The 14,371-nt window shown below is 41.9% G+C and carries 13 protein-coding genes; 2 read left to right on the top strand and 11 right to left on the bottom strand.

Annotated features, from left to right (window positions below; all coding sequences use genetic code 11):
* Position 1 precedes the first annotated feature (1 nt).
* Positions 2–640: a CoA transferase subunit B gene (locus tag ACPUEY_RS07510; protein WP_092818471.1), complete on the top strand. Its 639-nt coding sequence runs from the start codon at positions 2–4 to the stop codon at positions 638–640.
* A gap of 65 nt (positions 641–705) precedes the next feature.
* On the opposite strand, the gene ACPUEY_RS07515 is transcribed toward ACPUEY_RS07510, so the two are convergent.
* The 7 genes from ACPUEY_RS07515 to ACPUEY_RS07545 all read right to left on the bottom strand — a co-directional run bounded on the left by ACPUEY_RS07515 (position 706) and on the right by ACPUEY_RS07545 (position 7,467).
* Positions 706–2,202: an OmpA family protein gene (locus tag ACPUEY_RS07515; protein ID WP_425121686.1), complete on the bottom strand. Its 1,497-nt coding sequence runs from the start codon at positions 2,200–2,202 to the stop codon at positions 706–708.
* Between the two features lie 157 nt (positions 2,203–2,359).
* Complete coding sequence (locus ACPUEY_RS07520) at positions 2,360–3,262, bottom strand: DUF1311 domain-containing protein (protein WP_261183027.1); 903 nt, start codon at positions 3,260–3,262, stop codon at positions 2,360–2,362.
* 46 nt (positions 3,263–3,308) lie between these two features.
* Positions 3,309–4,043 (bottom strand): hypothetical protein, encoded by a 735-nt coding sequence (locus tag ACPUEY_RS07525; RefSeq protein WP_425121687.1) that lies wholly within the window; start codon positions 4,041–4,043, stop codon positions 3,309–3,311.
* A gap of 117 nt (positions 4,044–4,160) precedes the next feature.
* Positions 4,161–5,396, bottom strand: coding sequence for a dihydroorotase (locus ACPUEY_RS07530; RefSeq protein WP_425121688.1), 1,236 nt, complete (start codon positions 5,394–5,396; stop codon positions 4,161–4,163).
* A 9-nt stretch (positions 5,397–5,405) separates the two neighbouring features.
* Positions 5,406–6,422: an aspartate carbamoyltransferase catalytic subunit gene (locus ACPUEY_RS07535; protein WP_131272715.1), complete on the bottom strand. Its 1,017-nt coding sequence runs from the start codon at positions 6,420–6,422 to the stop codon at positions 5,406–5,408.
* 223 nt (positions 6,423–6,645) lie between these two features.
* On the bottom strand, positions 6,646–6,984 hold the full coding sequence (locus ACPUEY_RS07540; protein ID WP_092818475.1) for a hypothetical protein: 339 nt from the start codon (positions 6,982–6,984) through the stop codon (positions 6,646–6,648).
* Positions 6,985–7,146: 162 nt separating this feature from the next.
* Entirely contained in the window at positions 7,147–7,467 is a 321-nt protein-coding gene (locus ACPUEY_RS07545) for a hypothetical protein (protein ID WP_092818476.1), read from the bottom strand.
* Positions 7,468–7,702: 235 nt separating this feature from the next.
* On the opposite strand from ACPUEY_RS07545, the gene rlmKL reads away from it, so the two are divergent.
* Entirely contained in the window at positions 7,703–9,910 is a 2,208-nt protein-coding gene (rlmKL, locus tag ACPUEY_RS07550; RefSeq protein WP_425121689.1) for a bifunctional 23S rRNA (guanine(2069)-N(7))-methyltransferase RlmK/23S rRNA (guanine(2445)-N(2))-methyltransferase RlmL, read from the top strand.
* A 111-nt stretch (positions 9,911–10,021) separates the two neighbouring features.
* Here the strand turns inward: rlmKL and ACPUEY_RS07555 are convergent, their stop codons facing one another.
* From ACPUEY_RS07555 to ACPUEY_RS07570, 4 genes are all read right to left on the bottom strand, one after another.
* On the bottom strand, positions 10,022–10,384 hold the full coding sequence (locus tag ACPUEY_RS07555; RefSeq protein ID WP_425121690.1) for a hypothetical protein: 363 nt from the start codon (positions 10,382–10,384) through the stop codon (positions 10,022–10,024).
* Complete coding sequence (locus ACPUEY_RS07560; RefSeq protein ID WP_425121691.1) at positions 10,381–10,617, bottom strand: hypothetical protein; 237 nt, start codon at positions 10,615–10,617, stop codon at positions 10,381–10,383. The genes ACPUEY_RS07555 and ACPUEY_RS07560 overlap by 4 nt, the downstream gene beginning before the upstream one ends.
* A gap of 227 nt (positions 10,618–10,844) precedes the next feature.
* On the bottom strand, positions 10,845–13,427 hold the full coding sequence (clpB, locus tag ACPUEY_RS07565) for an ATP-dependent chaperone ClpB (RefSeq protein ID WP_425121692.1): 2,583 nt from the start codon (positions 13,425–13,427) through the stop codon (positions 10,845–10,847).
* Between the two features lie 447 nt (positions 13,428–13,874).
* Positions 13,875–14,297, bottom strand: a complete 423-nt coding sequence (locus ACPUEY_RS07570) for an OsmC family protein (RefSeq protein WP_086195592.1) — start codon at positions 14,295–14,297, stop codon at positions 13,875–13,877.
* Positions 14,298–14,371 lie beyond the last annotated feature (74 nt).

Consider the following 14,371-nt stretch of genomic DNA (forward strand, 5'->3'; position numbering starts at 1 on the left):
GATGGCTTGGACGCGTAATCAAATGGCGCAGCGCGCCGCACAAGAGTTAGAAGATGGTTTTTATGTCAATTTAGGCATTGGCTTACCGACACTGGTCGCCAACTATATTCCTGAAAATATTAATGTCTGGCTGCAGTCTGAGAATGGCTTACTTGGCATTGGTGAATTTCCGACTGAAGCAACAGTAGATGCCGACCTGATTAATGCAGGCAAACAAACCGTGACTGCGCGTAAAGGTGCGGCTTTTTTCTCTAGCGCAGATTCCTTTGCCATGATTCGTGGCGGGCATGTCAATATCGCCATTTTAGGTGCAATGGAAGTTTCAGAAACTGGTGATCTGGCCAACTGGATGATTCCTGGCAAGAAAGTCAAAGGCATGGGCGGTGCAATGGATTTGGTTGCAGGCGTACAAAAAGTCGTGGTCTTGATGGAACACTGCGCCAAAGATGGTACACCTAAAATTGTATCGCAGTGCAGTTTACCACTTACGGGTAAAGCGGTGGTCCATCGCATCATTACCGACTTGGGTGTGCTCGATATTACTCCACAAGGCGTGCAACTGGTCGAACTGGCACCCGATGTCAGCTTTGATGAGATTCAAAAAGTCACAGGTGTGGCTTTACAGAAAGTAGCTGCTTAAACACTACGTTTATTCTGCAAATAAAAAAGGACGAATCTTCGTCCTTCTTTCGTTACGCAGTCATCTTAGTTTATTTTCTTTTCAACCACACCTTCATTATCCACTGCACGTACAATTCCCGTTTCGGTATTTAATACTTCAAACTCAATACGGCGGTTTTTAAACTGTCCTTCAGGCGTTGCATTATCCGCTACAGGTTGTTGCGAACCATACCCCACCGCTTGTAACTGCGCAGGATCCACGCCCTGTTTGACCAGGTAATCCACAATGGCTTGAGCACGCTTTTGCGACAATGCCTTATTTTGTTCAGCACTCCCTACGGCATCTGTATGCCCTTTGACGGTTAAATGTGCCTGTGGCACGCGTTTAATCAAAGCAGCAGCTTGATCCAGAATAGATTTATTAGCATCTGGAATCTCGGCACTTGCGGTATCAAAATTAATAATCTGCATATTCAGTGCAGTTGCAATATCCAGTGCACGAATCTGATCCGGATTAATTTCCGCCAATGCCTGTTCTGCATTGCTATTGCCGGTAGCAATGGCAGTATCGGGATCTACAACTGCAGATGCACTCTGCATTCCAGCCGGAGTCAGCACAATCATGTTTTTTACCAAGGGACGAATTTGAGCTGCAAGCTGTTCAGCATCCGCCGGATGAGCAGTCTGAATAGCAAGCTGATCCCCCATCCAGGTTAATGAAGCATTTGGCACACCTTTGACCATTTTCAATACAGTTGGAATGACATCCTGATCGATAAATTCTGAATGATAGCGGGCATTGTTTTCCACACCGCAACCGGTGTTGTGATTAAAAATCTGTTTAATTTCTTTTTGCAGAATATCAATATAGCTGGCATTGCCGGAATATAATTGACATGTAATTAAATCTCCTGTCGAACCGGTACTGAGTTGCAGTTTTGCCGGCTCACTACTCGCGGTTTCAGCAGGTATACCACTGGCTGAAGTACTTTCTGTTCTATCTGCACATGACTTGAAAATAAATGCCAATAATGCAGCTAAAACAAGGAAAACAATCAAGGGAATTAAAAAACCGGATTTTCTTTTTTCTTCGGGTACCCGATCAGGGTCAACCGGAGGCGCTTGATGTAAAGTTTGCCCCGATGCCGTATTCATCCCCAAAGCGCTGAGTAGTGCGGGAGCCCAGTGTGGCAAAGCACTGGATACTGCTGGCCAATGGTTTTCAATCAGATGGGTGATCGCACTGGAATCAGAAGATCCAGCCTCATCTTCCAGTACGCCCAAGGTGGGTGCTATAGAACGATTCAGCGTTGATTCGATTATTTCGGTCGGCACCGTGCCAGAAATCTGTTGTAAAAATTCCTGCTTTAAAGAGGGGTTGAGGATGAAGATATCGCCCAGTCTTGGATTTAATTGTTGCTGTAAATTTGTAATAAACTCGGGTTTAGATTTAAAGATAGATAATAAAATAGGGATAAAATTGCTTAAGGCCTGACTCTTTTCACTTAAGTATGCTGTTTCTCCCTCAAGAACCGTGGCAGACACTTTCTGCTTTAATAAATCAATCAAATTAAGATTCATGGCTTATTCCTCTTATTGTCTTCTTATCATGTCTTTTTTTAGTCTATTCGCTCATTTTTTAGACAGTGTAATAAATTGTATTATTTGAATAGTATTATTTTTCAACAATAAAAAAGCCAGCCGAAGCTGACTTTAATAAAGCTTAGCAGTAAATGAATTAAGGTTCTAAATAGTAAATTTTCTGACGTAATTCATTGGTACGCTGGCTGGTCATGTTCGTTTCACAATTTAGTCGATAAATTTCAGGATTATCTGAGTTTGAACTTTCTAATTTACATTCTAACTCGCGCTTTTTCAGCCAAATTCGTTGCTCATCCAGAAGTTGGTTACGCACTTCTTTTGTGGTTGAGTTCCAAACCAAATTTAAATTTTCATTCGCTTTATCTAGATTCGTTTTTGCTTCCGCAACTAATACTGATTGGTACTCCTGTGCCGCTGCCTCTTCATCGGCAACACGTTTCATCTCTTCCTGTTTTGCAACTTCAGCCGCATTTTGTCGTGCTGTTTTAACTAGGGAATCTACTGCTATATCTCGCACAAAATATGCTAGAGCATCTGGATTTTCTAAAGTTACATAAACTTTCTTGCCATCATCTGTAGGTTGAACCAAATATTCAATTTCTTTTTTTAACTGATTTGCTTCAAATGACAAGTCTGATAATACAGCCGCTTGAGCAATATTATTTTCATCATAAACAGCACGGGCAGCATCTGCATCTTTAATCATTTGCGCTGGAATTTTAACCAAAAACTCCGTTGCACAATACTGTTTTTTGCTATTCGGATCTGAATTATTGGTACGCACATCATTCACATTAAACGTGATTTGTTGAAGAGTACTACGTAATTTCCCCATATCAATGGTCACGTTTTCGGTATCAATTAACTCTTTCACACGTTCTGCAGAAATATCACTGACCGTCTTGCTAAAACTTTCAACAACTAACTGTTTGGCAGTTTCATCATTACATTTAACCGAAGCCCCAGTAATAGATTGTACTTTGTCACATCCCGACACCACTAAAGTACTGCACAACAATGCCAATAATTTAAATCTCATAATTACCCTTTTTAAATTCAACTTTATTTTCAACAATCAATGATGTCTATTCAGCGTAGTAAGCTTCTTCTGCTGCAGCTGTAGCTTCATATGCAGCTTCTGTGGCCGCCTCTGCAGCTGCATTCGCTTCATAATTTGCATCATAAGTTGCATTGTTAGCATTATTGTTTTGAATAGCTTCTTTACTTGCTTCCAGATTTCTTATCTGATTTTTTTCAATTTGTGGTTTTAAAAATGCATAAGTTAAAGTTTCTGAAAGCAATGTTTGTACATCAGAAGTATTTTTAAGTAATGCTAAAACTTTATCGCCTTTATCGGTAGGTTGCAGCACATACTCAAGTGTTAAATGCACCTTATTATTTTCATAATTTACACCTAAATTATTTGCATGCTGTTCTACACTTACAACATCTACTTTAGCTCTTGCTTGATCAGATTTTTTGACCAGATCCGATGGAATGGTTGCAGTTAAATCTACTGAACAAGAGGTCTTTGGGCTATTTGGATCAATAAAATCAGTTCTGCTATCTGTCAAAGCAAACTGGATATTTTTTGCCGAGAGTTTAAGTTTTGTTGGGTCTAAATCTTTAATTGCCCCATTTTTAATCAAGGCTTTTAGTTCATGCTCTAGAGATTGGGCCAAATCATCTTGTAATACTTGTGTTACCAAAGATGTTGCAGATTCATCATCACATTTCACATGTTTAGAGAAAAGATTATTACATCCAGCTAAAGCTAATGTTGAAATAAGTACGAAAAATGTTTTATTGTTAAGTTTCATTAAAATACCCTCTTTTGTTTACACAATTATAAACAAAATCATTAAAAAATAACAATTTAGTCACAAAAAAAGCCAGCCGAAGCTGACTTTCTTATATTTTAAAAACAATCTGATTGCTTAAGCCGCAAAAGTTTTAATCACTTTACCAACCACTTTTTGGTTAATTAGTGGCGTATTTTTGCCTTGAGAGATAATGCTCTCTTTGCTGACTGTCCATTCCAGTTGGGGATCAAGCAAAGCCCAACCCGCTTCTTCAGTCCAGCGCTCTACCATGTTGGCCACTTTTGCCGGTGCAACGGTGACTTTTTCCACCCATTCCAAAGGCTCGAACAACCCTTCGTTAATGAGCTGAAGTCCAAATGGCACAAATGTATCAAATGCAGTAAAGCCCGGTTGGGTTTCAGCAAATGGTGCCATTTTTGCAGAACTGCTGAGCGGTTCATGATGGGTCGAAATGGCATCAATGACGCCCTCTTTCAAACCCTGACGCAGCAATTCTTTGTCTTGCTCGGAACGTAATGGCGGACGTACATGTGCGAGTGAATTGAAGCCGTCAATCAGTTGATCGGTCAGGTGTAACTGGTGCATTGCCACATCGCAAGTCACCGGCAAGCCTTTTGCTTTTGCGATGCGAATCAGCTCCACAGAAGCACCACATGACAGCAAACCGAAGTGGGCACGCACTTTAGTCGCTTCAATCATGAGCAGATATTTTGCAATGGCGACGGTTTCAGCCAAAGCGGGAATCATTGGCAAGCCCTGACGTGAAGCAATAAAGCCTTCATGCACACAGCCATCTTTGGCAATTTGTGGTTCTTCTGCATAGAACACCACAGTCATATTCAGCCCTGCAGCATATTCCAGGGTACGAATCACCACATCATCGTCAGCAAATGGTGCATTGGCATTGGAAACTGCGGTACAGCCACCTTTTTTCAGACCCGCCATATTGGCAGGCTGATTGCCTTTCAAACCTTGCGTTTGCGCACCAATGACTTCTAGGTAAATGCCACCATCCAGCATGGCTTTTTCAACCAGGCCGTGAATGAGTGCACCATTGTCCTGCACGATCGGTTTTGAATCTGGCGGAGTAAACACATGCAGAATACCGTTTTCACGTGCCGCCTTCCCTTCAGACTTTAAGGTCCCATGCTGCTGCTGACCCGGTTCTCGTAAACGTGCACACAGATCCACCATGGTGGGCATCAGCCATTTGCCTTGCCCGTCAATGGTTTCAGTCACATTGGCAGTTTCGGCAACCAGTTTGCCATTTTCAAGATATACCGTTTGTACGCTGTCGGTTTTGTTGATGGGGTCCAAGACACGTACATTTTCAATTTTTACAATACTCATGACTTTCCCTTATCCCGCAACTGCTTCTAACAAACCTTTTTCCTGCAACTGACCTTGCATTGCCAGCGCCAATACCGCCATACGTACCGCAATCCCATTGGTCACCTGATTTAAAATCACGGACTGGGTGCCATCGGCAATACTGGAATCGATTTCCACACCACGGTTCATTGGACCTGGGTGCATCACGATACAATCCGGTTTTGCCAAGGCCAGACGCTCTTTGTTCAAGCCGTACATTTTGTAAAATTCAGCTTGCGAAGATAGCGCTGGCGAATCAATACGTTCGTTTTGAATACGCAGGGTAATAATCACGTCGCAATCTTTAATACCCTCTTCCATGTTGTTAAATAGACGGACATCTTCGCCATATTCAGCAAAACCATAAGGCAACAAGGTATTTGGCGCAATCACGCGGATATCTTTACAGCCTAGCGTTTGCAATGCCGCAACATCTGAACGTGCTACACGTGAATGCTTGATGTCCCCAATGATGGCAATGCTGATATCTTCAAAATTCTTTTTGGTTTCACGGCGAATGGTGAGCATGTCCAGCATCGCCTGCGTTGGATGCGCATGACGGCCGTCGCCGGCATTAATAATCGCGACATTCGGGCACACATCTTTGGCAATAAAGTGCGGCGCACCTGAAGATGAATGACGCACCACAAAAATGTCGGTTGCCATGGCTTCCAGATTCCACAGCGTGTCACGCAGGGTTTCGCCTTTAGAGGTACTTGAACGGGCAATATCAATGTTAAGGACATTGGCAGACAGACGCTTTGCTGCAGCTTCAAAAGTGGTACGGGTACGGGTAGAGTTTTCAAAAAACAGGTTCATTACCGTACGACCTTCCAGCAGGTTATTGGTAATCAGCTGATTTTGGTCATTAAAAAAGGACTGCGCAGTGTCCAATATTTTTGTGAGGGTTTCTTTGGAAAGGCCTTCGATGGTGAGGAAGTGTTTTAAGTTACCATCTTGGTTGAGTTGAATCTGGCTCGGAGTATGCAATGCCGCCAAGTGCATGAGAGATTCCTTATACGTTAAGTCAACGTATTATACAGAGTTTAAGCGATTTAAATAGTTCAGCTTGATCTTACTTGTCTAAAAAGCAGCTCGGTATTTGAAATAAAAAATATCATTCCCATTTAATTTTTCAATAACATAAATTAACCATTCAATGATTTAGCCATCTGATTTTAAAAATAAAAACAGGTAACCCAGTCCAGCTCCGAGTTACCCCAGGCAACTAACGGAGAGCCCCAATGTAGCGGTTAGCCCCTTGTGCACGCTCTATGTCTTCTTGGGTGGGTTCAACCGAAATTAAGTCTACATGTTGCGTGAACTGAATTTCATTTACGGGTTCTTCATCCACTTTTAATCCCAGCACTTTCGTCAGGCGTTCAACCAGGCGAAGTAATTCAGGGTCTTGGGTCTGTTTCGCCATTGCCATCACATGTTCGGCATATTCCACGTTCTCTGTAAGATAGCTTGCATCAATCACGCGCCCTGATACCCGTCTTAACCGTGCATAAATAAGTGTTGCCACTGAAAAAGTTTCATTTGTAATGATTACACTTTCTGACATTTGTCATTCCCATCTCTAAAAAAAAAAGTGAGGCATCAAGTGTTCTCCTTGATGATCAAGCAGCCTCACCGGACTATTTTTTTTGCAATATTCGTACCAATATAAAAAAAGCCCACATGATTCAACATATGGGCTTACTTAAAATAATGTTTTTATTATATTTTAGAATAGGCTAAAACTTACATGGCCTTCGTCAAGCGCTTTTTTATTGGTCTTGTTTTCCTTCGAAAGCAGAATCTGCTGGTCTTCTCCATTTATAAGATCATGATCCTCTTGTAAATCTAGAAGAACACGCAAACGTTCTACATAGCTTGCAAGTTCTGCATCCTTGGTCTCAAGTGCCAGTGTGACCACATGATGTGCATAGGAACGATCTTGCATTAAATACATGACATCAATAACCCGGCTATTCACTTTCCTTAAGCGTGCATATAACAATGTCGCGACTGAAAAAATATCATCCTTTTTTGCTGTAATATTCATAATTTACCCTTAATAAAATCCATGCATTAAACTTTAAAATTCACTTGGAAGCGCCATGTAATTTTACATATCCCCTGAATTTTCAATTGGCTTTTTATTCCAACATTTAGAGCTTTTTATAATTAATACATCGACATAAATCGCTTGAAGTTTTCAAAATATAAAAAGTTTTCAGCCCTAAAATAAGTTAAACTTATGCAAGTTTTTATTTTATTTTTTTCGGTCTCTCTATTTTATGAATACCTCTTCACGTTTAAGCAATTACTGGGTCACCTGTGCAGATGGTCTTGAAACCTTACTCCAAGAAGAATTGGAAGGTTTGGGTGTTCAAAATATTGAACGTTTACCGGGCCGTTTAATTTTCAAAGGCACATTGGCAGATGCATACCGTATTTGCATGTGGTCCCGTTTGGCTTCACGTGTATTAACACCCATTCATACGCATGAACTTGAATTTACCCACGACGCACGTGATGTGGCAGAAGAGCTCTATGAAGGTGCAATCAACTTTGACTGGTCGCTCATTTTCGCACCACAAAGTACATTTGCCATCCGTTTACATGTAGAACGTGACATTAAGGTCAATACACAATTTGCCACGTTACGGGTAAAAGATGGTGTGGTGGATTCCTTTATGGAAGCGGTGGGCAAACGTCCAAGCATCGACATCAAGCAGCCAGAAATTACCCTCTATGTGCTTGCTGGTAAAACTGCACACACCTATTGCCTGGATTTATCCGGTGATTCTTTACATAAACGTGGTTATCGTCATTACATGACCGATGCCCCGATTAAAGAAAATCTGGCAGCCGCCATTCTGCAAAAGGCCAAATTAAAACAGCGTAAGCCAGACATTATTTTAGATCCAATGTGCGGTTCAGGGACTTTTATCATTGAATCTTTGATGATGCTGACCGACCGTGCACCGGGTCTGGTGCGTCGTTTTGGTTTCAATGGCTGGAATGGACATGACCATGAATTGTGGATGTCAATTAAAGCAGAAGCCGCAGAACGCCATCAAACAGCATTGCAACAGCCTTTACCGCAATTTTATGCCTATGATGCCGACTGGGAAGCCGTCAAAGCCACCAAGAAAAATATTATTGCGGCAGGCTTTGAAGCATTGCTCGACCATATCAAAATTGAAGAGCGTACACTTGCAGACTGGCCGGATTTCAAGGCTGAAGGCAAAACCTCATTTATTGTCACCAACCCGCCTTATGGTGAGCGTTTAGGAGATAAAGCCTCTAACCGTGCCTTATATTTAGGCTTGTCTGCCCTGTTACAAAAGAACTTCCCGAATCAGTATGCAGCCGTGATCGCTGCACAGGTTGAACAAGCCGACGTGCTGGCATTCAATGAACCGCAAATTCTGCGTCTGATGAATGGTAAACTGCCAATTTATGTACGTTTCGGCACCATCAAACCGGCTGCCGTATCAGAACCGTTCTTGGCAAACTGGCAGCCACAACAGTTCGAGCCGATTGAAGGCGCGCAGGACTTTACCAACCGTCTGCAAAAAAACATGCAAAATCTAAAAAAATGGGCGGTGAAAGAAAATATTTTCTGTTTGCGTTTATATGATGCCGACTTGCCAGATTTTAACATTGCGGTGGATTTGTATGGTGATCGCCTGCATGTACAGGAATATGCCCCACCGAAATCGATTGATCCCGAAAAAGCTAAAAAGCGTTTTAACTTAGCCTTGCAAGCCATTCGTGCAGTGACCGGTTTGGGACGAGATGCCATTTTCATTAAAACCCGCGCACGCCAGGAAGGTAAAAGCCAGTACACCAAACAGAGTACTGCTTCTAAACGCTTTATCGTACAGGAAGGCAAAGCCAAAATTTTAGTTAACCTGACTGATTACCTTGATACTGGCCTGTTCCTGGATCATCGTCAAATGCGTTTGCGTATTGCAGCAGAAGCCAAAGGCAAGCATTTCCTCAACCTGTATAGTTATACCTCTACAGCAAGCCTGCATGCTGCTTTAGGTGGCGCTGCAAGTACCACCAGTGTCGACTTATCCAACACTTACCTGAACTGGTCCAAAGAAAACTTTGTCTTGAATGGTTTAACCGTAGATCATGCCGATGAGCAGCACCAGTTCTTTGCCAGCGACTGTTTTGAGTGGCTGAAAGAAGGTCATGAACAATATGACCTGATTTTTATCGATCCGCCAACCTTCTCGAATTCGAAAAAGTTTCATGGCACCTTCGATGTGCAACGTGACCATTTGTCCCTGATCAAGCGTGCCATGAACCGCCTGACCACAGAAGGAACCTTATACTTCTCGAATAACTATCGTGGTTTCGAGATGGATGAGGAAATTCTGGCCTTCTTTGATGTTCAGGAAATTACCAATGAAACCATTGGCCCGGACTTCAAGCGTAATGCCAAAATCCACCGTGCCTGGAAAATTCAGCATCCACAAAATGGCTAATATATTTAGAGTACTCCACTAACTAAAAAGGCTGCCGATCTGGCAGCCTTTGTTTTGACATGGGTTAATTTAAAAATTTCTTTTCACCGTATTTATATTCAATGCCGATTTTTAGGATATCGCCTGATGACACAGTGCACTACGCGCCAACTCATAATGAAAATTTTCTTTTAAGCGTTGATCTAAAGCAGCAGCACTGGGTTTTTTATGAATATTTCCTTCACTCAACATAATGTAATAGGGCTTTTTCTTATTGCAATGCTCAATACCCAAAATACTGATGGGTAAATAATCCTCTTGCCTAAACTCTGCCAGAACTTTGACCGCCACGCTATGATCCAGTTTTTCACCCACCAAATCCACCGTCATTTTCCGGCCTAAAAAGCGGAAACATGGAATAGCTTGATAAAAATCAACCACTTCCAGTTCATCATCAATGACATAGCGAATTAAGCCAGAACCCGTGGTAATCACCGGACTGAAACTGTAGAAAAGCCAACAATTTGTTTATTTTTAGGTTCAAAAATAAGGAAAACACCAGTTTTTTCTAAAAAGTCACGTTCAAAAATTTCATAGCGTGTATTGGCATAATATTTTTGATAAATACCATACATACGCTTGAGTTCTTGGACGGTTACCTGGCTGCATTTCTTATATGCACTATAGGGCTCATTTTTGAGCAGACGAATCCGCTTAAATTCGATCATGATTACTATTCCATTTAACCTTCTCTTTGGAAGGTGATATTGTTTTTATTTTAACTGCTTTTTATACAAGTGTATTTATATAAGGCGTTGCCATTTTAGCGTTTAAAAAGTTGAGAAATCAAATAAAGTCAGATGAACTTCACAAAAAATAATAAACGCGAATGAATAAAAAAACCCGGCCGAAGCCAGGTTTTTCTCATTTTTTATCTTTCAGTAAAGACAAGTAACTAACTTAATTTCATTTTCTCAAACTCAAGATGACCATTTTCACCCTTAACATGAATGGTATCTCCTGGGATAAATTCACCACCCAGAATTTTTTGAGCCAAGGTATTTTCAATTTGCTGTTGAATGGCACGTTTCAATGGACGAGCACCGTACACCGGATCAAAACCAGCTTCAATCAACTGATCAAACGCACTGTCATCCACTGTTAGTCTCATATCTTTTTCACTTAAACGTTCACGTAAACGCTCCAACTGAATATCGGCAATACCACGAATTTGTGCTTTTTTTAGTGAATGGAACACGACCAACTCATCAATACGGTTAATAAATTCCGGACGGAAGTGTTGAGATACAGCACCCATCACCACTGCACGAACTTCATCATCGGATGCGTTATCGCCCAATTCACGAACATCTTGTGAACCCAGATTGGAAGTCAACACAATCACCGTATTTTTAAAGTCCACTACACGGCCTTGCGAGTCGGTTAAACGACCATCATCCAGTACTTGCAGCAAAATGTTAAACACATCTGGATGCGCTTTCTCGACCTCATCGAACAACACCACGCTATAAGGCTTACGGCGTACCGCTTCAGTCAAGATCCCGCCCTCTTCATAACCGACGTATCCCGGAGGCGCACCCACCAGACGGCTGACCGAATGCTTCTCCATGAATTCACTCATGTCAATACGCACCATGGCATCATCACTGTCGAACAGGAAGTTTGCCAAAGCTTTGGTCAATTCGGTTTTACCTACCCCGGTTGGACCGAGGAACAGGAACGAACCACTTGGACGGTTCGGGTCAGACAAGCCTGCACGTGAACGGCGCACCGCATTGGACACAGCCACCACAGCTTCATCCTGCCCAACCACACGGCTATGCAGGAATTCTTCCATATGCAGCAGTTTCTCGCGCTCACCTTGCAGCATTTTCGCAACTGGAATACCCGTTGCAGCACTGACCACTTCGGCAATTTCATTTTCAGTGACTTTGGTACGGATCAGTTTCGGTTCCTCACCGTTTTCCTCTGCGACTTCTTCAGCAGCGAGACGTTTTTGCAGCTCAGGAATAACCCCATACTGCAAACGGCTTGCTTCGGCTAAGTCACCTTCACGCTGGGCTTTTTCAAACGCAGTACGCGCTTTATCGAGTTCAACTTGCGCTTGGCTGGTGCCTTCAACCAGTCGTTTTTCAGCAATCCACTGTTCTTCCAGATCACTGTATTCTTTCTGTACTTCTTCGATCTGTTTTTCCAAATGGCTGACTTCTGCCTTGCTTACCGAATCTGCATCCTGTTTCACCGCTTCCAGCTGCATTTTCAACTGAATTAGGCGACGGTCCAAACGGTCGAGTGGCTCAGGTTTGGAGTCAATTTCCATTTTAATCCGCGAAGCTGCTTCATCAATCAGGTCAATGGCTTTATCGGGCAATTGACGGTCAGTGATATAGCGGTGCGACATTTTCGCTGCGGCAATAATCGCTGAATCCAGAATCTGTACCCCATGATGGGTGGCATATTTCTCTTTTAAGCCACGCAGAATTGCAATGGTATCTTCAACGCTTGGTTCATCAACCAATACTTTCTGGAAACGGCGTTCCAAGGCAGCATCTTTTTCAATGAACTGGCGGTATTCATCCAATGTGGTTGCACCGACACAGCGCAGCTCACCACGGGCCAATGCAGGTTTCAGCATATTGCCTGCATCCATGGCACCCTCACCTTTACCTGCACCTACAAGCGTGTGCAACTCATCAATGAAGAGGATGATTTCGCCTTCATGTTTGGCCAAGTCTTTCAGAACTGCTTTTAATCGCTCTTCAAACTCACCGCGATATTTTGCACCCGCCAGCAATGAACCCAAGTCCAAAGATAAAACCCGTTTACCTTTCAGACCTTCCGGAACTTCACCATTAACAATACGTTGTGCCAAACCTTCCACAATTGCCGTTTTACCCACTCCAGGCTCGCCAATCAGTACCGGATTATTTTTGGTACGGCGTGACAAGACCTGAATGGTACGTCGGATTTCTTCATCACGACCAATCACAGGGTCCAGTTTGCCGGACATGGCACGTTCAGTTAAGTCTATGGTGTATTTATTGAGTGAATCACGTTGATCTTCATGGGTATTACTCATGACTTTTTCGTCACCTCGAATTTTTTCAATCGCTTTGCGTAAGCTTTCAGTAGTTACGCCGACATTGTTGAGTAAAGTTTTGGTTGCACCGGTTTCCGCCAAAGCGAGCAGCACCCAGTCGGTGGATAAAAATTCATCTCCGGCTTTTTGGGCATAACTGTCTGCCAGATTCAAAGCGCGTACTGCTTCAGGATTAAGGTTGATATCTCCAGTCGGATTGGCAATGGTCGGTGCATCATTTAATGCTTGCTGCACTTTGGTTTGCAGATCACGCAGATTTGCCCCGGCCTGCTGAAACAAGCTGATATTGGCTGGCTCTTCCAGAAGCACGGATAAAATATGAATACCTTCAATCGAAGTATTGTCTTTACCCATTGCCAGAGATTGAGCATCTGATAGAGCTTGCTGCAAGCGGTTTGTAAATTTTTCAAAACGCATTCTTATTTTCCTCACAACAAATTTTGTACTTGGATAAAAGATGGGAATGGTTTGATATTTTTCAATAATATTTTTAAAAAATATTTTTAAATTTCAAGAACTAATATAATTAAAGTTAAATATAAACCTTAATTATAATATGGGTATTTAAGCTAATTTTTTCAAGTTCATTTGGGACATTTATGTATGAAATTTTATTCCATATATATTTTTATATCTTTTAGAGAAATGTCATGAGAGTTTATAAAAGTTCATTTTGACTGTGAGTCAATTCATTTGCTTGATGAACCTTCTAGGCCTTAAGATTTGGAGGAAAAGATCTATTAAAATGCTATAGATTATTTTTAAATCTTTACCGGGATAGAATCTTTTTTCTTTATTAGTATTTTTTAATGCTGATGCAGCATAAAAATGGCAATCCGGAAATGAATTGCCATCTAAAGTTTATTATTCCACTTCAATAATTTCAAAATCGTGGGTAATTTCCACACCACCATCCGATAACATTTTACTTGCAGAACAATATTTTTCAGCTGAAAGTTCAACTGCTTTAGCGACCTGTTTTTCTTTGACTGCTTTACCCGTTACCACAAAATGTAAATGGATTTTGGTAAACACGGCTGGGATACTATCCGCACGTTCAGCCTTGAGCTGACACACGACATCCGTCACATCTTGGCGTGATTTTTTTAAAATCGTCACAATATCAAAGGAAGCACACCCACCAAGTCCCATTAATATCAATTCCATAGGACGTGGTCCACGGTTTTGACCGCCATATGCTTCAGCCCCATCCATCACGATTTGGTGACCACTTTCCGATTTTGCCTCAAAAGCAACATTCTCTAGCCAATGAACGCTTGTTTGCATTGCAACTACCTGAAAAAAACTATAAATTTACGATGTACCTGTACACTAACATAAATTGAGTTGAGAAGGAATTT

This window comes from Acinetobacter sp. G11 (assembly GCF_049808495.1).
GTDB lineage: Bacteria > Pseudomonadota > Gammaproteobacteria > Pseudomonadales > Moraxellaceae > Acinetobacter > Acinetobacter kookii.